Below are 17588 nucleotides of genomic sequence, written 5' to 3'. Positions count from 1 at the left end.
CTCCCCCTTCGCGCCGCGGCGCGCGGGGTCAGAGCCTCGGGAGTTCGCTTCGCTCTCTCCCGGGCTCTTCGGTCTTCGCTTCGCTCATCTCGGCCGGCTCACCGGCCGGACTGACCAGGGGTCGCTTCGCTCCATGGAAGGCTCCCCCTTTCCCCCTCACACAATCGCGCGAGCTGTCTCGGGGTCCGGATCCCCAATCCGGGCATGCCAAAGGGGCCCCCGGCTGGAGACAGTACAGCCGGCAGGGCTCGGTCTTCTGTCCCCGGCTGGCTGCCGGGTGCCGCGCGACCGAGGGGCGCGCGAGGGCGTACAGGGCCGGCCTTCACCGTTCATGTACGCCGTTAGGGGTATGTCAGGGCTTCATGGAGTTGACGATCCGTTCGATGGGGTGTTTTTCATGCTGCAAGGCTCTGACCTGCGGAAACGCGGATTTCACCCCTTCTCGCGTCTCATGAAGCAAGAACGCATGAACGGGTGAAAACGGTGAGGGGGCTTCTCACTTCGGCGCGGAGTGCACGATGGCAGGACTCGTCATGTAGCCTTTGTCCAGGCAGCACGGCGAGCCTCGTAGTCGAGGTTGAGGTTTACTCCCTCCGCGAACCGCTCGACTTCACCCGAGCTGCCACGGAGAAGGGACCGGGGCTTGATCAACCCCGACCTTCGGGTCACACAGTACACCCCCCATCCGGGGGGCGTCCTCTCCCCCGCCGATACTCTCCAGTAACTCACTGTTATCTGTCGGTCGCGCGTGCGATCATGGGACTGGTGGGGGAGGGAGGATCAGCAGAATGCCCCCGACTCGCAGTTCGGACGTCCACGCGGCCGGTGCCGCAGCATCCATCGTCAGCTTCCTTACCTGGGTCCTCGGGCGCTACGTGTTCCACAGCGCAGCCGTCCCGCCGGAGGTGACCGGGATCCTGTTCCTGACCGTCCCCTACGCCTTGGGCGTTGCGGCGGCCTACGCGGTCCGTAGAGGCCGTCTGCGGGACGCTCGGGACGCGGTCTACCTGGAGTCCCTGAAGCCCGTTCAGACGGCCCCTCCGGCCCCTCCGGCCGGGCAGCCCCCGGCCAAGTAGCATGAACGCGCAGCGCCCCCCTCAGTTTGGATGAGGGGGGCGCTGTTGTTGCTGTGTCAGCTCTCGTCAGTCACCGCAGTTGCAGCCGCCGTCCGAGGCGAGTTCCACGATGCCGGGACGGCCGTAGGTGCGGGTGTTGGGCTCCAGGTTGAGCAACCCGTTCCACCAGCAGCTGGAGCGTTGGCCGGCCTCCCGGCCCTGTCCGCCGAGTACCACCAGCATGGGGCCGGCCTCGGGGTGCTCCTCCAGGAGGGCCAGGAGCGCGTTTGCCAGCGATCGGACGCTCAGCGGTTCGTCCTCGTCCTCGGTGGCGCGCTCCTGGTGGTCGACTACGGTCACGTCCTGGATGCGGTGTGCGGGGAAGAGGTGGCGGGGGCCGTCCGGGAGGGTCACCTCCAGGAAGCCATCTTCCGAGTGGGCGTAGCCGCTGAGGGAGTGGAGCTGGGGCGCGCCGTCCGTGAACCGGACGGTGAGGCCGGGGCGCTTCGGCAGGGCGCAGCAGGGGTCACTGCATGCGGGGTGGTGGGTCATCGGGTTTCCTTCCGGGTTGGGTGTGACGGGGTGGGCTGCACTTCCGCCGGCGGGGCGGTGGTTCGGTCCGCCAGGATCGCGCGCAGCCCCCGGACGCCGACCATGAGCCGGTGCGTCTCCTCCCGGCCCTGGATCGCCTCGTAGACCTCGTTCTCCATGACCTTCAGGAGGGCCTGGAGGGCTTCGAGCCTCCACCGCTCGATCTCCGAGGGGCCCGGCGTGACGGGCGGGTAGTCGGGGTGGTGGTCGGCGGTGGGTTCGTCGCACCAGACGCAGTGGTCGGGGTCGGTGGGCGGGAAGGGGAGCGTCCCGGTGGCGTTGGTGATGAAGGCGCCTCCCAGGTACTCGTCCACGATCTGGGAGATGCGGCCGGCCATCTGGCACCACTTGGAGTCGTCGCGGTCGTCGCGTTCCTCGTTGTGGCGCGAGACTCGCGCGGTGACGGTGAACGTACGGGCTTCGTAGCCCATGTCAGTCCTTCCTGAGGGTGGGGTAGGTGGTGGGCTGCACTTCCGCCGGCGGGGCGGTGGCTCGGCCCATGGTGTGCATGGTGTCGATCATGAGCTGAATTTCCTGGGGGGTCAGGTTCCGGGTGACGAGGCGGTGGCGGCCGCGGTGGGCCCGGGACCGGAGTTCCACCCACACCACCACGATGGCCATGTAGATGACGGTGCCGAGGGCGGTGCCGCCCATCACCGCGCCGAGCGTAGCGTTCACTCGGGGATCACCCCGGTGGCGCGGGCCATGGCGCGGTTGAGCGCGGCGGTGGCGTCCGGGGCTTCGGGGTCGACCAGGACCCGGATGGCCTCGGACATGGCGGCGAAGGCCAGGCCGAGCCGGACCAAGTCGTCCTGCCGGATGGTGGCGGGGCGGCGCGGGCGCGGGGGCCGTATGGGCATGGTCAAGTGGTGCTCCTAGGGGTTGATCTTCATCTCCACGGAGTTGCCCTCGAAGGCGATGCCGCCCTCGGTGGTCACGCCGTACTGTTCGGCGGCTGCGCGTTCGACCGCGCGGCCGGCAGGCTTTCCGCGTGCCCAGAGTTCGACCGCCTTGGACAAGTCGATGTTGTCCAGGAGGGTCGTGCGGTAGGCCTGGCGGTTGTACTTCTTCTTCGGGGACTTCGACCACCGGATGGTGGCCGTCACCAGAAGCTGGGCGTTTTCGATGTGGTCCTTGCGTTCGGCGGCGTCGCGCCGGGCCTTGTTGTCGGCCCGGGTCTGCGCGCGCTGCTGCTTCGGCTTGAGGATGTGTTCGGCGTACGCCTTCGAGACCTTCGCGCGGGAGCCCTTGGCGATGCCGCGCTGTCCGCGCACCCATCGCCGGACGGTGTCGACCGGGGCCCCGATCTGCGCGGCCGCCGCCTTCAGTCCGGCCGGGGTGTCGCCACCCACGGCGGCCAGGAGGGCGGACACCTGTCGTAGCGGGTCCGTCTCGCCGGTGACCTCCACCGGTATGAGGGCGGGGCGGAAATAGGCCTCGGCGGCCGCGGCGAAAGCCTCGTCAACGTTCATGGTCAGACCTTGATCTTCCAGGTGCCGAACTTCCGGCCGGTGAGGTCGATTTTCAGCGTGTTCTCGGGGTGCATGGTGAGGGCGTCGTAGTCCTCGGGCAGGTACAAGGCCGCGTCGACTTCGTGACAGGCGACCGGGCCGTGGCCGAGCTTCGCGGTGCCGTAGAGGTCCCACCAGGCGTTGCGCGCGTGCTGGGTGAGGATGGCGTGATACCAGTCGGGGCGCCGGTAGGCGAACCCCTCCCCCGAGAGCAGCATTTGAATCGTGGCGGCGTAGTCGTCCTTGAACTCGGCCAGCCGCTCGTCCAGGTGGGCGTCCTTGAGGGCGTCGATGTGGTTCCGGATGCCCTCGGACCACTTGCTGAGCCGCACCGTCTCCGTGGACGTCCAGGAGTCGAGGATGCGCAGCGGGGCGAACTCGCCGGCCTCGGCCAGGTCGTCCAGGAGGCGGGCGGTGGGGTGGCAGAGCCAGGCCTTCAGGCGGGGGCGCCCGGTGCCGAGGGGGGACATGATGATGTCCTTGCGTGCCCAGCGGTCGCGGTGTCCCTCCTGGTCGTCCGTGCCGGTGAAGTCCACCAGCCAGTAGCCGGCCCTCTTCTGGTCGAAGGGGATGGGGCCGGTCTGCTTCAGCGCGCCGAAGGCGACGAAGGTCGAGGAAGCGGCCGAGGGCCAGGAGGCAGTTCGGTCCAGCTCGATCGTCTTGGCGGTCCGGTCGAAGTGGGGCGACTTCCAGTCCCACGCGGGGACGTGGACTTCCTTGATCATGGGCGGCATGGGGCGCAGCCGCTGAAGCGGCTTCAGCTTGGCGTCGCCGCGCCCCTTGGTCGGCATGCCGCCCTGCTCCAGCCACTTCCAGGGGGAGAGCGGGGGGACGTCGGTCATGCGGTGATCTCCTCGTAGACGAGGGCCGTTCCAAAAACGACCGTGTAGATGGTGGTGATGACCATGAGGACGTTGACGAAGGTGCTGATGGTCTATCCCTTCGGGCGCCGCCGCCGCTTCCGGATTTCGTCCATTTCCAGGTGGTCGCGGAGCAGCGCTTCATATTGGGTGGTTGGTACGACAACTGCGGTGGAACGGCGCCAGCGAGTGAGCGTCAGAACCTCCCCGGCTACCACCCGATCGAGGTAGGCGCCCATCAGGTTCTGAAATTCAGCCGTAGGGACGGCCGTCCCATGAATGTGCGGGTTCGTCTGTGTCATCCGGCCATGATGACGCGGATGGTCCCCACTGCCGAGTCCAGGTACTGGGTGATGAGCTGTCGGTCCTTGCAGCTCGTGCAGCTGTAGCGACTGGCCAGGGGCGGGAAGTCGGTCCAGATGCTGTGGCCACAGCTCATGTCGACCCGGTAGCGGTGGGGGCGGCGCAGGACGAGAGGGGCGGTCCAGGTCAGCCCGGACTCCCCGCGCTGCCAGTGCGCGTCCTCGGCGAGGACGTACTCCGCGGCGAGCGTGGTGCGCGCCCACCAGAGGTTGGAGCGCAACCCCGAGGGCGTCTTGACGTTGTGCTTCGTGTGGGAGGCGAGCAACTTGCCGGCGGTGTCCAGGACGCTCAGCTGAGCCTCCCCGTCCGTGCCGAGGGCGAAGACCGCCCGGAACATCGTGGTGTTCTCCATGGGCAACAATCTAGGTAACTTACGGATATTCGTCAACACCCCCGACCGATCACTTTCAGCCAAACCCATGGTTTTTCGCCATGCGGATTCGTATGATCCGTTCATGAAGTTGAACCCTGCACAAGGGCTTTTCAGCCGTGTACGCGACATATCCACCGAGGCATCTGACGCCATTTCCGACGTCCGCTCCAGCGCTGAGTCCATGAAGGTGTCCGTGGACGTCCTGGTGGTCGTCCTTGCCGGGCTCCTGGTCGTCTCCACCGCCACGCTCCTGATGGTCGCGACCCGTCCACCGGCCGCGTCATGATCGACTGGGACAAGGTCACTCCGGAGGAGTGGGACACCGCGCGGCGCGTCTCGGACGCCGTGAACCTCCACATCGCGGCCACCCCGGACGCGCGCGGCTTCGTGGCGTGTCGCATGGACGATGGCCGCTCGAACGGGGACTTGTACGACACCCGGCGCGACGCGGTCCGGCACCACATGAAGGCCGGCCAGGAAAGCAACTACCTCTACATCAAGGTCGTCCCGGGCGGGATCACCCCGCGCTCGGCGTGGGTCATGGTCGTGGCGTTCCGCAAGCTGCGCGACGCCGGTATCCGGCCCGACCACGAGGACGTCCAGCTTCCCCACCAGCGTGAGCTTCTGGCTGGCATCGACCGGCGCCTAGCCGTCCCCCGTCTGACCCCTGCCGATCTCGTCCTTCCCGACACCTTCCGGAGGTAGGCAACCCCATGGCTCCCCAGCGCATCTCAGACGACGTCCAGGCCCCCTTCGGCTATGACGAGGACGGCACCGTCATCGCCCCGTACGGCCTGAAGGCGGACGGCACCCCCCGACTGTCCAACCGCGGCCGGACCGCCGGCCAGGGCTTCGGCGGCGGCGGCGCCCCGAAGAAGAAGGCCGCCCCGGCCCCGCCGAAGAAGTCCCGTCCGGGGCCGGCTGAGCAGCCGACCGTCAAGCGCAACGGGCAGGTGGACTACGTCGCCGCGGCGACCGGCGCCGTGAGCATGGCCGCCATGATCCCCGGGCTCCTCGGCGGGACGAAGCTGGCGGAACGTTTCATCGGCCCGAAGCACTCGCTCGCGCTGCGCGGTGACAGTGCGATCCTCGGCATGATGGCCGAGCCGCTGGGGGCCGCGCTGGGCACGATCGCCCCGGGGGTGCCGTGGCTGGCCGGCCTTCTCAAGGGCGGCTCGATTCCCAAGGAGTGGGCCGTCCTCGCGGTGACCCTCTCGAAGCTCACGATGGCCGTGGTGGAGAACCACCGTCAGCCGAGCCAGCAGCTGGCGGACCTGTCCCAGTCCATGGTGGCGCTTCAGGCGCAGCAGATCGCGCAGCAGATCAAGGCCATGCAGGACGAGGCCGAGCAGGTGGCCGAGCCCGAGGCGCAGCCGGCCCCCGCCGGGCCGGAGCAGGCGCCGGACCTGGAGACGCAGCGGCTGGAGGAGTGGTACCGGCGCCACCAGGCGCCCGACCCGCGCGCCGCCGCCGCGGCCGCCCAGTTCCTCGGGGACAACATCCCCGGGCAGACCACGGTCTACGACCTCACCGAGCCGCCGTACCGCGAGGCTTCATGAAGCGGGAAGAAGCGGACGAGACCGAGATACTCGTTCTCGACCGGGACGAATTCCTTGACGACTACTGGGAAGCCGAGCCCGGCGAGCACGTGACCATCATCGGCCCGACCGGGACCGGCAAGACCCACCTGGCCCTCCAGCTCATCGAGCGCACCGCCAAGCCGGAATTGCCCGCCATCATCATCGTCATGAAGCCCCGTGACGAGACGCTCGACAAGTGGGGCCGGAAGCAGCAGTTCCGCGCGGTCAAGGACTGGCCCCCGCAGTTCATGGAGAAATTCCGGAAGAAGCCCGAGGGTTTCATCCTGAAGCCCGACCATGATTTCGACCCGGACATCGACACGCCCCGGCACCGGGCGATTTTCCGCCGGGCCATCCTCGGCTCCTACAAGCGCGGCAACCGCATCCTCTTCGCCGATGAGCTCTACTCGCTCTGCGAAGAAATGGACCTGGACGACGAACTTGTAGCCGTCTGGACCAAAGGCCGCTCCATGGAGGCCGGACTATGGTCGACCACCCAGAAGCCCAGCCACGTGCCGCTCTGGGCCTACAGCCAGGCCACCCACCTCTTCCTGGGGTACGACCCGGACGACCGCGCCCAAAAACGCTTCGCCGAAATTTCGGGTGTCGACCCGGAATTGGTGAAATCAGGCGTGAACCGTCTTGAAGGCCACCAGTGGCTTTATGTGAATCAGCGACAACGCACGATCTGCATTCTGGACGAATAGCCGTTCGGGGCTTATGCTGCGGGGAATCGGGGGAATGTCCCCGGTTCCCTTCGGCATTCCCCTGGAGCGTGAGCATGACTACCGCTGCGCCGCCGGCTGCCCACCCGGCCGCCGCCCCGGCTGGAAAGGGTAAGCAGGCGCCCCCGCCGCAGCGGCCCTTTCTCACCGGGACGCTCGATCTCGAAACGCACACGTACAGCCAGAACGTCACGCTGTCGACGTCACCGACTCCCCTGCCGACGTACTACTGCAAGACGAACGGCTTCCTCGCGGACCTGTTCCTGATCATCACGAACGCGGCGACCCCGAACACCAGCGCGAACGTGGCGTTCAACGAGGACGGCCCGGCCAACTGCGTCCAGGTCTTCACCCTGTCGGACACCGGTGGTCAGCCGATCCTCGGCCCGATGAGCGGGTGGGAGCTCGCTGAGTTCGTCAAGTACGGCGGCTTCAGCTTCAGCGACGACTGGCGCGACTCCCAGTCCTACGCCGCGACCACCGGTACCTCGTCCGCCGGCGGGTTCTTCAAGATGATCCTCCACATCCCCATTCAGTTCGTTCGGCGCGAACCCTTGGGCGCCCTGCCGAACACCAACAACCAGACGGTCTTCGCGGTCGACATCACCGTGAACACCCTGGCGAACATCTACGCGACCGCCCCGAACGGCACCCTCGGCCAGGTCAACTTCCAGATGTCCCAGGACTCCTACCGCCAGTCGGCGGGCAAGGACAGCCAGGGCAACCCCACCGTCACCACCCCGCCCGGTCTCGGCGCCGTGCTGTACCTGCGCCGCACGACCACGGACATGATGGCCGGCGCGCAGCAGCAGGACCTGAACACCCAGGAGGGCTCGTACCGGGTCCTCATGTTCGTGATGCGCGACTCGAACAACAGCCGCGCGCAGGGCGAGGCGGACTGGCCGGACCCGTTCAGGATGCACTTCAACAACGACGTGCCGTACGACCGGATCAAGGCGCTGTGGCGCCGCCGCATGGAGCGCGTGTTCGGCTACAAGAACACGATCGAGACACCCGGCGGTCAGGACAACGGGCTGTTCGTCTTCCAGTTCATCGACGACCACGGCCTCAAGGCCGGGTCCGAGGACCGGTACCGGTACTTCAACGTCTCCGCAGCCGACACGTTGCAGTTCGACGGGAACATCGGCGGCTCGAACATCCACCACGTCACCACGATGTTCAACTTCGTCCGCCCGCCCGGCGGCAACGTCAAGGCGCTCACCGCGCGCTGACCAAGAAGGGAAAACGTTCATGCGCTTCTTCAAGCCGTTCAGCACGCTCATCGTCGGCGGCATCATCGGGACCATGTGGGGCCCGAAGCTCCTCACCAAGATCCGGGGCTGACGTTCATGGCGTCGGGTGGGATTTCCGGCACGGGGGTGGCCATGGTCACCGCCGGGGCTTTCCTGGTCTACGTCGGCCTGTCCAACCTGACGCCGCTGGACGCCATGCGCGAGCTGTCGAAGGGCAAGCTCCCCAAGGCGGTGCCGAAGAAGCCGGCGAACGGCGGCGCGGCCAAGTCGGCTTATCAGATCCTGTTCTCTCCGGACAGCAGCAGCGGCGGCAGTGGCACCGGCGGCGGAGTCGTCCCGGCCACGCTCGGCACCGCCTCGGGGCCGCTGCCCCAGCTGGTGGCCGCGGCGCAGCGCCACGCCGGGGAGCAGTACAGCCAGGGGCGCCGGTGGGACGAGGGCTACTCGGACTGTTCGAGCTTCGTCGGGAAGTCCCTCAAGGACATCGGGATCGACCCGCCCGGGGCGAGCGTGACGACGTCGTACCTGGCATGGTCGGCCCTCTCCAAGATCGATCGCAGCCAGGTTGGAGCGGGGGATCTCATCGTGAACACCGGTCACATCATCATCGCGGTGGACGGCTCCACCGGGATCGGGCAGCAGAACAGCCGGCGCAACGTCCAGGTGGGCCGGATCGAGGATCTGATGTCCGGGCTGGGCTTCGTGTGCCTTCGCTACAACGGAGGGGCGCCGCGCTCGGCCGCGTCCATGGCGACATGAGCAAGGTCGTCGGGCCGGTCCTGGCCACCGGCGCCATCACCCTGGCCAATCAGTCGATCCTCGGCAACAAGCCGGTGGACTGGAGGATTCCGGTCGCCACCGGGTTCGTCGCCATCACGCTCTCGATGCTGGAGCGCCCGCTTCCGCAGCTGGCGCAGCTGATGGCCTGGACGATGCTCATCGGGGTGACCTTCACGCAGATCAACGACGACCAGCCGGCCCCCGTCGAGCGGCTGGTCGACTGGTGGCAGAAGGCCGGCCCCCACTACACCCCTCCCAAGAACGGATAACCCCATGGGTGCACTGACCACCTTCGAGAAGATCGGCATGGGCATCGTCGGCGTCGCCTTGATCACGACCCTCGTCCTGCCCCAGCGTCAGACCCCGCAGGTGATCTCCAGCCTGTTCAACGGGCTGAGCTCCTGGACCGGGACGGCCATGGGCCAGTCTCAGTACGGCGGCTGACATGGACACCGGACTCAGCGGAAACCTCATGCGGTCGGCCCACTACGAGCGCTACACCTCCGTGGGCCCGGTCTCCCGCATGCACACCGAGCAGCAGCCGGGGCGCGGCATGTTCGAGCCCACCCCCGAAGCCAACGTCGCGCCGAACCCCGGCGACATGTGGGCACCCCGCGACGTCACCCCCCACACCGACGCCCTCGTGCGCACCGCCGGCCACGGCGAGTCGAGCATGGCCGCGCCCGTGCCCTCCGGCGTGCCGGAGACGCTCGGCGACCGCGCCGCGCAGGCCCGGCTCATCGAGGCGCACGCCCACCAGGCGTACACCCCGGAGCAGTACCCGCGCCCGATCTCCAACGGGCGCCGCGACGTCGTGTGGACCGAGGGCAGAGCGCCGATCCAGCCCAACATGGAAGCGTTCCTGACCGGTCCCAACGGCTACGACTTCAGTAACCCGCCGAGTGAGGTGTACGGCGGCGAGCGGTACAGGCTCGGCACGGACACCCACTACTTCGGCCACTACGAGTACTGGACGAAGCAAGGCCAGGACGCGTGGCTGCGCCCGGTTACCACCGAGTACCCGATCCTGCCCGTCGACAAGCCGCAGATCGCCGACCCCGCGCCGTACACCTCCCCCTCGGTGGGCACCCAGCGGTGGCGTCTGCCGTCCTTCCAGGACCCGAGGATGTTCACCGCGCCCAGCGAGACCGGCATGTCGGACTTCGCCATGGCGCAGCAGCAGAGCGGCCCGGTCGCCGCGGAGTTCGATGACGGGGGCCGGCTGTGACCGATGCGCCCCAGGTGGACGTCCCCGGGGTCGGGGGCGTGAAGAAGACCTACGTCATAGCCGCCACGGCCGCCGCCGGCGGCTACGTCCTGTACGCCTACATGAAGCGGGCCCGGGACCGGAAGGCCTCGGCCGCCGCCGCCTCGGCCGCGCCGAACAGCGACTACGGGACGCCGGACGTGCTGCCGGTCGTCCCGCCCGGTGCGCCCGGCGGTTTCGGCAACGTCAACGGCAGCACGACCACCCCGCCGCCGGTCGGCGCCATCACCGACAACGCGTCCTGGAGCGCGGCGGTGCGCGACCGGATGGCCGGCGCCTACCCGGACAACGTCGTGGTGGACGCCATCGGCGCGTTCCTGAACAAGCAGCCGCTGAACGACACCCAGATGAGGGTGGTCCAGGCCGCTATCGCCGTGGCCGGTTACCCGCCAGTAGGGGACCTCCACATCATCACCGGCGGCGGGAACGTCCAGATGCTGGTGGCGCCGTCCGGGTTCTCGGTCACCAACGTCACCCAGTCCGGCTACCTCATCGTGTGGAACCCGGTGCCCGGCGCCGCCTCGTACCGCATCTACGAGAGCGGCGTACACACCGCCGACAACATCAACCCGAACTGCGACGTCCACAACCGGAACCCGGGTGAGTCGGCGAGCTTCGAGGTGTCGGCGGTCTCGGCCACCGGCCAGGAGGGGCCGAAGGGCGGCCCGGTCACCTTCCGCACGGCGGACGCCCCCGCGCCCGCGCCGCAGCCGGCCCCCGCTCCGGCACCGGCCCCGCAGCCCGCACCGAGCCAGCCGGCCCCCGCTCCCACGCCGAGCCAGCCGGCCTACCCCACCTACTGGACGAGTCACACCAACCAGCACGGCGACAGCTACTCCTCGATCGCCCAGCAGTACGGCCTGAACATCAGCGGCGATGAGCTGTACCAGTACCAGTTCTCGGGCGAGGCCGGGCGTCCGGCCAGCACTCAGGCCGTCCTGCGTCAGCGCGGCTACCTGCTCTATGCGGGCGGCGAGACCGAGATCCCTTACCCGAGACGATAGGACTAGACCAATGGCACTCAAGCCGGAAATCTCGCTGGGGGTCGGACTGGCCCTCGGCACCGCGGTCTTCGCGATCCACCAGCTGGCCGGCCCGTCCATGGCCGACATCCGCACGCTGGAGCCCGGCAACAAGGACGTCTCCAGCGCGGAGCGCACGGCGACGTGGGGCGGCGCACTGCTGGTCTCCACCGTCTCCATCCTTGCCAAGGACCCGATCATTTTCATGCTCGGCGGCTCCATGGTGATCGGCGCCGCGTGGTTCAACCGGCACAGTAATTTCGTCTCCCCGATCATGTCCGCGCTCCCGCACCCGGGCGGCGCGGGCTCGGCGAACTCCGCCCCGGGCGCCCCGGACACCGCGGAGCTCCAGCCGTACGTGGCCTTCTCGGACGAGTTCAGCCGCTGATGACCACCCTGACCCTCCAGCAGGTAGCGGCGTACGCGCGCGGCGCGGGCTTCTACGGGGACGCCCTGGTCGACATCGTCGCCGTGGCCACCCCGGAGTCCTCGCTGAACACGACCGCCGTCAACACCTCGTCCGGGGCGGTCGGCCTGTGGCAGATCAACCAGCCCGTCCACGTCCAGGACCACCCCACGTGGACCAAGGCGTGGCTGATGGACCCGATCAACAACGCCACCGCGGCGAAGGTGATCTACGACCAGCAAGGCATGGGCGCGTGGGAAGCCTGGACGACCGGCGCCGCCCAGCCCTACATGGACGCCGCGCGCCAAGCGGTCCAGTCGGTGGGGGGCGGATCGTCCACCGGCAGCACGCCCCCGGCTGCGCCCGGACAGGCCGGCTGGTTCGACTGGCTGCCCGGAATGGACGCGGTGAAGCCCGGCGCGACCAACAGCGACGGGATCACCGGCATCTTCAAGGCGGTCGCGAGCATCGCGAGCCTCCTCATCGGCGCCGCCGGCTGGATGGCCGACCCGAAGAACTGGACCCGCCTCGTCTGGGTGGTCGTGGGCGGCGCGGTCATCCTGGTCGGCCTCCAGAAGGCCGGCCTTCCGGTGACCAGCACCCTCAGCACCGTCAAGAAGATCACACCGTAAGGGGGGACCATGGACATCTTCGCAGCTCACACGAAGCCAACGAGCTACCCGGCGACCGGTCACGTCGACCTGGAACCGGACCTGGACACCGTGCTCCAGGCCGAAGCGCCCATGGCGCGCATGCCGGTGCGCATCGAGGGCGTGACCCGCGTCAAGATCCTGCCGAACGACGACCGCGCCGCGACCACGCGCACCGTCGCCGCGACCGCCTACACCCAGGTGCTCACCGCGGACCCCTACCGGGCGAAGGCCGAGATCCGCCCGATCGACCAGGACATCTTGGTCTCCTACGCCAAGAACCCGACCGTGGGTGACCCGAACTACGAGCGCATCAAGGTAGGAACCGTCCTGACCGTCACCGCGCGCGTGGTCGTGTGGATCGCCGCGCAGACCGGCACCACCACGGTGAGCATCGCTCAGGAGAGGATCGCGCACTCCGAATGAGCACGATCCCGCTGAACAAGGGGACCACCGTCACCCTCGGCGCCACCGGCGCGGGCACGGTCAGCCTCGGCCCCACCGTCGGGCCCCCGCACTGGCACGTCACCCGCGTGGCCGTGCGCACCTCCCGCCCCGGCCTCAAGCCCGTGCCGGCCTTCACCCTGTACGTCGACTCCGCAGACGCCAACGGGCTGGTGGACTCCACCTACGACGGCTCCTCGGACGCCTCGGACGTCGACCTGCGCCTGACCAAGGGTCAACAGCTCATCGGCCAGTGGACCGGCGGCCAGCCCGGAGACGTCGCCACCATGTCCGTCTACGGAGAGGCCTACTGATGGTCTTCAAGAACAGCATTCTCGCCGGTACCTCCCTCGTCCGACAGGCCGTCCAGTCCCCCAATTTCGCCACCGGCACCACCGGGTGGACGATCAATCAGGACGGCTCGGCGGAATTCAACAACATCACCATCCGGGGCGGCTCCACGGTCGGCGGAGTCTCCCTGTGGTACAACGGCACCCCGGCCGTCGGGAACCTCATTTTCTCCATCTCCGGGGCAGCCGGAACGGACCCGTTCGGAAACGGGTACCTGGAGGGAATTACCGCCTACGGCAGCAACTCCAACGTCAACATCTCCAACGGGAATGTGTATTTCCCGGGCGGACTTTCCACCACCAATGCCCCGACCATTACCGGAATTGGTGGCACCGCCGTAACGGAAATGCTGCTCCAGAGCGGCACCCACGGCGCCTCCAACTTCGCCGCGCAGGCCACGCTGCTCCCCGGCACCAACGGCGCCGCGCCGAACACCGACAACACGGCCGCGGTGGCGTTCGCCGGGCCGGCGGGACAGGCGGTGGACATCCGTGCGGGCGGCTACTGCGTCAAGGTCGACTCCGCCGGCCTCACCGAGAAGGCGCACGACCTCACCGCCTACACCAACAGCTGGACCCAAGGCTCCGGCGCCAGCGACCACAACGGCGTATGGTGCCGACTCCTGTCGGTCGGCGGAATCTCCATTGACGGAGTGGCTCAGAAGATCGGCGCTGTCAACAACGGGGAGCAGGTCGGGACCCTGGCGGCCGAATTCTGGCCCCAGAAAACCCGGTGGATTTCCTGCGGAACGGATCAGAGTCTGAGCGGCAATATCGTCTCGGCAATGCTCCTGATAAACCCGAACGGCAATATCTACTATTTCGGCCCGACCGCCCCTTCCGGCAGCACTACCCGCCTCTTCATTACCGGAATGTACATGAGGGAGAATGGGTAATGGCCGTTGAGCGCGTCGTCAATAACCCATCGGCAATGGATCTCACGCCGTCGAATATGGGGCAATGGCAGTTTTACAAGCAAGGGTTCGCGCCGTCCACCGGTGTGATCATCGACTCCGAAGGCAACATCACTGCCGCCGGAACCCTCACCGCGGCCGGAGTCGTCAACACCACCGGCGTCATCGCGCTCAGCGCGGGCGCCGCCGCAACCGTCGTGCTCAGCGCGCAGGTCACCGGGGACGCGCAGCCGCGCTTCACCATCACCGCGGACGGGACCCACTGGTGGGGATCCGGCGCCGCCACCCCCGACGTCAACCTGTACCGCTACGCGGCCAACGGGATGGCCACGGACGACGCCCTCAAGCTCACCGCCGGCCAACTCCTCCTCGGCCCCGCCGGAGACGTCAACGTCTACCGCAGCGCGTCCGGGAACCTGGCCAGCGACCTGAACATCGTCGCCGCGGTGGCCGGCAAGGGCTTCCAGATCAAGGAAGGCGCCAACGCCCGCATGGGCGTCAGCGTCCTCGTAGCCGGCACCGTGACCGTGGCCAACACGTCGATCACCGCCAGCACCCGCGTCCAGCTCACCATCCAGAGCCCCGGCGGAACGGTCGGCGTCCAGTACGTCTCGGCCCGTACCGCCGGCACCTCGTTCACCATCACGAGCAACAACGTCGCCGACACCAGCACGGTCGCGTGGCTGCTCATCGAACCCGCCCCGTAAGAGGAGAACCCCCATGTCCGAGCAGAGCGACCCGATCAACGAGACCACCGAGGACGCCACCGTGGCCGCCCCCGCCGCGGCCACCCTCGACGCCGCCGAGCAGCGCGGCAACGGCTTCCTCATCGCCTTCACGATCCCCGCCGACACCACCGGCGCCGCAGTCGAGATGGACGCGGCCGCCCTCGGCGTCCTGCCGGGCCACCTCGTCTCCGTCACCCCGGCCAACCCCACCAGCGCCGCGCTGCTCCCCTACGCCCACGTGGACGAGGCCAGCCACACCGTGGCGTTCGGCACCGGCGCCCCCTCGACCAACGGCGCGCTGGTGACCGTGATGGTGACCCGGTGAGCGACAACCCCGAGGACGTCGACCCGGACGACCAGGACCCCGAGGACGTCGACCCGGACGAGGACGAGGACGACGACGACGCCGGCGGCCTATCCGACGCCGACCGCCAGGAGCTGGAGGAGCTGCGCGCCGAGAAGGCCGCGCGCACCGCCCGCGCCGCCGCCCGGAAGAAGACCGCGGCCGCCCCGCCCCCGCCGGCGAAGAAGGCGGCCCCGGCCCCGAAGAAGAAGACCACGGCGAAGAAGACCACCGAGGCCCCGAAGGAGCGCCAGCACCGCTACGGCGCGAGCTGGGCCTTCGGCGACCGAGCCTACGAGGAGTAGCCCATGACCCCCCCGCTCTACGTCCCCCGCGCCCAGTGGGGCGCCCCGCCCACCGCCGCCGCGCTGCTCCCCTCCGCCGGCGGAGTCAAGGTCCACTGGATCGGCGGCCCCTACACCACGCCCGACCACTCCCAGTGCGCCGGAGAGGTCCGGGCGATACGTCAGGAGCACCTGGACGACCCGGTCCAGCACTGGGTGGACATCGCCTACAACCTCCTCGTCTGCGGGCACGGCTACGTGTTCGAGGGGCGCGGGATCGGCCACCGCTCCGGCGCGAACGGCAACGCCCAGCTCAACGTGGACGACTACGCCGTCTGTGCCATCGTCGGCACCAACGAGGGCAACTCGGACGCGCTGCTCACCGGCCTTCGCGACGCGATCGACTACCTCCAGCAGAACGGGGCCGGCGGCCGCATCCAGGGTCACCGGGACGGCTACAGCACAGACTGCCCGGGGGACGCGCTGGAGAACTGGGTTCACTCCGGCGCGCCCCGACCGGGCGGCGGCGGGAACGGCGGCACCGGCGTGCCGCCGTTCCCGGGCGCGGACGCCTTCTACCTCGGCGCCCACGGCGACTACGTCACCCAGCTCGGCCAGGCCCTCGTCCGCAAAGGCTTCGGCCAGTACTACCGGGTAGGCCCCGGCCCCGACTTCTCCGAGGCCGACCGCCTGAACTGCCAGGCATTCCAGCTCGCCCAGGGCTGGGAGGGTACCGAGAAGGGCGGCGACGCGGACGGCTACCCGGGCCCGGAGACCTGGCGCAGGCTCTTCTCCTGACGGACTCCCCGGGCGCCCGCTGTACCCCCCACCGCCGGCGCCCGGGGCCCCGCTACACTGGGCAGCACGAAGCCCCCCGGTCCAACCACCGGGGGGCTTCGTGCTGCCCTACAGCATGCCCAGGGGGATTCCGTCCTCCAGATCCGGGAACAGGCACCGGCCCCGAGCCTCACACGTCACGCTCAGCGTGCACTCCTCGCACGGGGAGAACCCGCGCGGCACGCTGGTCGGGTAGATGCTGCTGGGGAAGAAGCCGTGGCGCAGCACGAAGTCCTCCCCGTCCTCCCAGTCCTCACGGCTCACATCTGCCCCCAGACGGCCGGCCCACGCTGCTCCGGGCCCTCCACCGCCACCAGCCGATGACGGACCATCCCCCGACCGGGCACCTCGAACTCCAGGACAAGGGCGGCCAGGAGATCCACCTTCCACACAGAGCGCATCCACGCCTCCACCCCGGCCGGGCGGATCTCCTCGGCGTTGTTGATCACCACGGACGACAGGTCCCGGTCCAACCGCAGGACGATGTCCGGCACCGGGTCGCTCGGGTCGCTCACCGGATCACCCAGTCCGGCACCGCGTTGGACTCAGCGGCACGCGGGCTCCGGGCGGCGTAGCGGAACGTCTGGGCGTCCTTCGGCAGGGCCTCATCAGCGAACGTCAGCCGGGGCAACGGAAGCCCCAGCGGGTGCCTCCACACGGCCACCTCCAGGCCCCCCGTGTACCACGACTCCGACCGCCGGTGACTCGCCGCCAGCCACTCCGCGAAGGCCTCAAGCTCCGCGGTGCTGCGCACCACCCGCGAGCCGACCGAGAACCACCGCATCACGGCACCCTCCGGCCGGTCCTCGTGCCCGACCGCGTACCCGAACATGTAACTGTCCATGTCAGGCCTCGTCCGTCCGGCACTCGATCCCGAGAGCAGCCAGCTGCTCCCGCGCCTCCTCGTACCGGCCATCCACGAACTCCGGGTCGCAGGGTTCGACCTCGTACCCATACCCCGTGCTGCTCATGTGCTGCTCCCTCCAACCAGGGCGGCCGGCCATCGGCCGTGCTCCAGAACGTACACCCAGATCCGGCCCGGACGGGTTGACTCCGCAGAGAAGAACCCCCCGAGGAGTGACGGATCCACACGAGGACCGGTGTGATACCGCGCGGCAGCAGCCGGGGCGAAGCCCCGGGCCACGAGGCGAAGCCGAGTCCCCAGCGAGCGCAGCGAGCGCCAGGCCGGGCGAGCCCGGCCCCGGACCGAGCGAAGCGAGGTGCCGACACCCGAGCGAAGCGACAGGGGGAG

Annotated in this window: 31 protein-coding genes; 19 read left to right on the top strand and 12 right to left on the bottom strand. The window is 68.8% G+C overall.

Features of this window, described 5'->3' with window-relative positions; all coding sequences use genetic code 11:
• Positions 1-1142 precede the first annotated feature (1142 nt).
• The 8 genes from ACGF12_RS35915 to ACGF12_RS35880 form a co-directional block, all read right to left on the bottom strand.
• Positions 1143-1607 (bottom strand): hypothetical protein, encoded by a 465-nt coding sequence (locus ACGF12_RS35915; RefSeq protein WP_393039952.1) that lies wholly within the window; start codon positions 1605-1607, stop codon positions 1143-1145.
• Positions 1604-2077 (bottom strand): hypothetical protein, encoded by a 474-nt coding sequence (locus ACGF12_RS35910; RefSeq protein ID WP_393039949.1) that lies wholly within the window; start codon positions 2075-2077, stop codon positions 1604-1606. The genes ACGF12_RS35915 and ACGF12_RS35910 overlap by 4 nt, the downstream gene beginning before the upstream one ends.
• 1 nt (position 2078) lies before the next feature.
• Positions 2079-2324: a hypothetical protein gene (locus ACGF12_RS35905; RefSeq protein ID WP_393039946.1), complete on the bottom strand. Its 246-nt coding sequence runs from the start codon at positions 2322-2324 to the stop codon at positions 2079-2081.
• The gene (locus ACGF12_RS35900) at positions 2321-2512 is read right to left on the bottom strand and encodes a hypothetical protein (protein ID WP_393039943.1); all 192 of its coding nucleotides are present in this window, start codon (positions 2510-2512) and stop codon (positions 2321-2323) included. Before ACGF12_RS35900 ends, ACGF12_RS35905 begins: the two co-directional genes overlap by 4 nt.
• Before the next feature lie 9 nt (positions 2513-2521).
• Complete coding sequence (locus ACGF12_RS35895) at positions 2522-3118, bottom strand: hypothetical protein (protein WP_393039940.1); 597 nt, start codon at positions 3116-3118, stop codon at positions 2522-2524.
• 2 nt (positions 3119-3120) lie between these two features.
• Positions 3121-3999, bottom strand: a complete 879-nt coding sequence (locus tag ACGF12_RS35890; RefSeq protein WP_393039937.1) for a hypothetical protein — start codon at positions 3997-3999, stop codon at positions 3121-3123.
• A gap of 92 nt (positions 4000-4091) precedes the next feature.
• A complete protein-coding gene (locus tag ACGF12_RS35885; protein WP_393039934.1) occupies positions 4092-4319 on the bottom strand; it encodes a type II toxin-antitoxin system Phd/YefM family antitoxin in 228 nt (75 codons plus the stop codon).
• On the bottom strand, positions 4316-4732 hold the full coding sequence (locus ACGF12_RS35880) for a hypothetical protein (RefSeq protein WP_393039930.1): 417 nt from the start codon (positions 4730-4732) through the stop codon (positions 4316-4318). Before ACGF12_RS35880 ends, ACGF12_RS35885 begins: the two co-directional genes overlap by 4 nt.
• Here ACGF12_RS35880 and ACGF12_RS35875 point away from each other — a divergent pair.
• From ACGF12_RS35875 to ACGF12_RS35785, 19 genes are all read left to right on the top strand, one after another.
• Positions 4731-5039, top strand: a complete 309-nt coding sequence (locus ACGF12_RS35875; RefSeq protein ID WP_393039927.1) for a hypothetical protein — start codon at positions 4731-4733, stop codon at positions 5037-5039. The genes ACGF12_RS35880 and ACGF12_RS35875 overlap by 2 nt on opposite strands.
• On the top strand, positions 5036-5458 hold the full coding sequence (locus ACGF12_RS35870; RefSeq protein ID WP_393039924.1) for a hypothetical protein: 423 nt from the start codon (positions 5036-5038) through the stop codon (positions 5456-5458). The genes ACGF12_RS35875 and ACGF12_RS35870 overlap by 4 nt, the downstream gene beginning before the upstream one ends.
• Before the next feature lie 8 nt (positions 5459-5466).
• Positions 5467-6312 carry a hypothetical protein gene (locus ACGF12_RS35865; protein ID WP_393039921.1) on the top strand — a complete coding sequence of 282 codons (846 nt, stop codon included), beginning with the start codon at positions 5467-5469 and terminating at the stop codon, positions 6310-6312.
• On the top strand, positions 6309-7040 hold the full coding sequence (locus ACGF12_RS35860; protein ID WP_393039918.1) for an ATP-binding protein: 732 nt from the start codon (positions 6309-6311) through the stop codon (positions 7038-7040). The genes ACGF12_RS35865 and ACGF12_RS35860 overlap by 4 nt, the downstream gene beginning before the upstream one ends.
• 74 nt (positions 7041-7114) lie before the next feature.
• Positions 7115-8290, top strand: coding sequence for a hypothetical protein (locus ACGF12_RS35855; protein WP_393039915.1), 1176 nt, complete (start codon positions 7115-7117; stop codon positions 8288-8290).
• 147 nt (positions 8291-8437) lie between these two features.
• Entirely contained in the window at positions 8438-9070 is a 633-nt protein-coding gene (locus ACGF12_RS35850; protein ID WP_393039912.1) for a hypothetical protein, read from the top strand.
• Positions 9067-9360: a hypothetical protein gene (locus tag ACGF12_RS35845; protein WP_393039909.1), complete on the top strand. Its 294-nt coding sequence runs from the start codon at positions 9067-9069 to the stop codon at positions 9358-9360. The genes ACGF12_RS35850 and ACGF12_RS35845 overlap by 4 nt, the downstream gene beginning before the upstream one ends.
• Before the next feature lie 4 nt (positions 9361-9364).
• A complete protein-coding gene (locus tag ACGF12_RS35840) occupies positions 9365-9535 on the top strand; it encodes a hypothetical protein (RefSeq protein WP_393039906.1) in 171 nt (56 codons plus the stop codon).
• A gap of 1 nt (position 9536) precedes the next feature.
• Positions 9537-10319 (top strand): hypothetical protein, encoded by a 783-nt coding sequence (locus tag ACGF12_RS35835; RefSeq protein WP_393039903.1) that lies wholly within the window; start codon positions 9537-9539, stop codon positions 10317-10319.
• Positions 10316-11362 carry a hypothetical protein gene (locus ACGF12_RS35830; protein ID WP_393039901.1) on the top strand — a complete coding sequence of 349 codons (1047 nt, stop codon included), beginning with the start codon at positions 10316-10318 and terminating at the stop codon, positions 11360-11362. Before ACGF12_RS35835 ends, ACGF12_RS35830 begins: the two co-directional genes overlap by 4 nt.
• Before the next feature lie 10 nt (positions 11363-11372).
• Positions 11373-11768 carry a hypothetical protein gene (locus ACGF12_RS35825; RefSeq protein WP_393039898.1) on the top strand — a complete coding sequence of 132 codons (396 nt, stop codon included), beginning with the start codon at positions 11373-11375 and terminating at the stop codon, positions 11766-11768.
• On the top strand, positions 11768-12418 hold the full coding sequence (locus tag ACGF12_RS35820) for a transglycosylase SLT domain-containing protein (protein WP_393039895.1): 651 nt from the start codon (positions 11768-11770) through the stop codon (positions 12416-12418). The genes ACGF12_RS35825 and ACGF12_RS35820 overlap by 1 nt, the downstream gene beginning before the upstream one ends.
• 9 nt (positions 12419-12427) lie before the next feature.
• A complete protein-coding gene (locus ACGF12_RS35815; RefSeq protein ID WP_393039892.1) occupies positions 12428-12862 on the top strand; it encodes a hypothetical protein in 435 nt (144 codons plus the stop codon).
• The gene (locus ACGF12_RS35810) at positions 12859-13194 is read left to right on the top strand and encodes a hypothetical protein (protein ID WP_393039889.1); all 336 of its coding nucleotides are present in this window, start codon (positions 12859-12861) and stop codon (positions 13192-13194) included. The genes ACGF12_RS35815 and ACGF12_RS35810 overlap by 4 nt, the downstream gene beginning before the upstream one ends.
• Positions 13194-14126 carry a hypothetical protein gene (locus ACGF12_RS35805; RefSeq protein ID WP_393039886.1) on the top strand — a complete coding sequence of 311 codons (933 nt, stop codon included), beginning with the start codon at positions 13194-13196 and terminating at the stop codon, positions 14124-14126. Before ACGF12_RS35810 ends, ACGF12_RS35805 begins: the two co-directional genes overlap by 1 nt.
• The gene (locus ACGF12_RS35800; RefSeq protein ID WP_393039883.1) at positions 14126-14851 is read left to right on the top strand and encodes a hypothetical protein; all 726 of its coding nucleotides are present in this window, start codon (positions 14126-14128) and stop codon (positions 14849-14851) included. The genes ACGF12_RS35805 and ACGF12_RS35800 overlap by 1 nt, the downstream gene beginning before the upstream one ends.
• A 13-nt stretch (positions 14852-14864) precedes the next feature.
• Positions 14865-15197 carry a hypothetical protein gene (locus ACGF12_RS35795; protein WP_393039880.1) on the top strand — a complete coding sequence of 111 codons (333 nt, stop codon included), beginning with the start codon at positions 14865-14867 and terminating at the stop codon, positions 15195-15197.
• Positions 15194-15520: a hypothetical protein gene (locus tag ACGF12_RS35790; RefSeq protein ID WP_393039877.1), complete on the top strand. Its 327-nt coding sequence runs from the start codon at positions 15194-15196 to the stop codon at positions 15518-15520. Before ACGF12_RS35795 ends, ACGF12_RS35790 begins: the two co-directional genes overlap by 4 nt.
• A gap of 3 nt (positions 15521-15523) precedes the next feature.
• Positions 15524-16297: a peptidoglycan-binding protein gene (locus tag ACGF12_RS35785; RefSeq protein ID WP_393039874.1), complete on the top strand. Its 774-nt coding sequence runs from the start codon at positions 15524-15526 to the stop codon at positions 16295-16297.
• 108 nt (positions 16298-16405) lie between these two features.
• Here the strand turns inward: ACGF12_RS35785 and ACGF12_RS35780 are convergent, their stop codons facing one another.
• From ACGF12_RS35780 to ACGF12_RS35765, 4 genes are read right to left on the bottom strand one after another with little or no spacing between them, the layout of a single operon-like run.
• Positions 16406-16600 (bottom strand): hypothetical protein, encoded by a 195-nt coding sequence (locus ACGF12_RS35780; protein ID WP_393039871.1) that lies wholly within the window; start codon positions 16598-16600, stop codon positions 16406-16408.
• Complete coding sequence (locus tag ACGF12_RS35775; RefSeq protein ID WP_393039868.1) at positions 16597-16851, bottom strand: hypothetical protein; 255 nt, start codon at positions 16849-16851, stop codon at positions 16597-16599. The genes ACGF12_RS35780 and ACGF12_RS35775 overlap by 4 nt, the downstream gene beginning before the upstream one ends.
• On the bottom strand, positions 16848-17180 hold the full coding sequence (locus ACGF12_RS35770; RefSeq protein ID WP_393039865.1) for a hypothetical protein: 333 nt from the start codon (positions 17178-17180) through the stop codon (positions 16848-16850). The genes ACGF12_RS35775 and ACGF12_RS35770 overlap by 4 nt, the downstream gene beginning before the upstream one ends.
• A gap of 1 nt (position 17181) precedes the next feature.
• Positions 17182-17307 (bottom strand): hypothetical protein, encoded by a 126-nt coding sequence (locus tag ACGF12_RS35765; protein ID WP_393039862.1) that lies wholly within the window; start codon positions 17305-17307, stop codon positions 17182-17184.
• Positions 17308-17588: the final 281 nt, after the last annotated feature.

The sequence above is a fragment of the Kitasatospora sp. NPDC048296 genome (genome assembly GCF_043201815.1).
GTDB lineage: Bacteria > Actinomycetota > Actinomycetes > Streptomycetales > Streptomycetaceae > Kitasatospora.
The sequence above is the reverse complement of the archived record's forward strand: the minus strand, read 5'-3'. Positions and strand labels throughout refer to the sequence as shown.